This window comes from Streptomyces sp. SID4985, assembly GCF_009863025.1.
Classification (GTDB): Bacteria; Actinomycetota; Actinomycetes; order Streptomycetales; family Streptomycetaceae; genus Streptomyces.
In genome coordinates this window covers 1-418 of record NZ_WWIR01000018.1, presented here as the reverse complement: position 1 = coordinate 418, position 418 = coordinate 1, and the positions used below count along the sequence as shown (strand labels likewise).

The 418-nt window shown below is 74.6% G+C and carries 1 protein-coding gene; it reads right to left on the bottom strand.

What is annotated here, in order from left to right:
- Window positions 1–416, bottom strand: a 416-nt coding sequence (locus GTW40_RS00650; RefSeq protein WP_161178171.1) for an iron-containing alcohol dehydrogenase, incomplete at its 3' end; no start/stop codon positions are given.
- Window positions 417–418: the final 2 nt, after the last annotated feature.

Below are 418 nucleotides of genomic sequence, written 5' to 3'. Positions count from 1 at the left end.
CCGTAGGAGCCCCGGCCCGCGTCGTTGTCCAGGATGGACACGGGCGAGCAGATGCCGTCGTGGGACAGGTTGGTGGCGACCGCGACCAGCGGCAGGCCGATGCGGGCCGCCGCGTACTTGGCGCAGTCGATGACCTTCCCGCCGCCGAGGCCGACCACCGCGTCGTACCGGCCGGACTTCATCTCGTCGGCCAGGCGCACGGCGTCGTCCAGCGTGCCGCCGCCGACCTCGAACCAGGTGGCACCCGGCAGGGACGGCGCGACGCGCTCGCGCAGCCGGGCGCCCGAGCCGCCGCTGACGGCGACGGCGAGGCGGCCGGAGTGCGAGATGCGCTGGTCGGCGAGGACGTTCGCCAGGTCGGACAGGGCGCCCGGCCGGATGTCGACGACGACCGGCGAGGGGATGAGCCTCGTCAGTA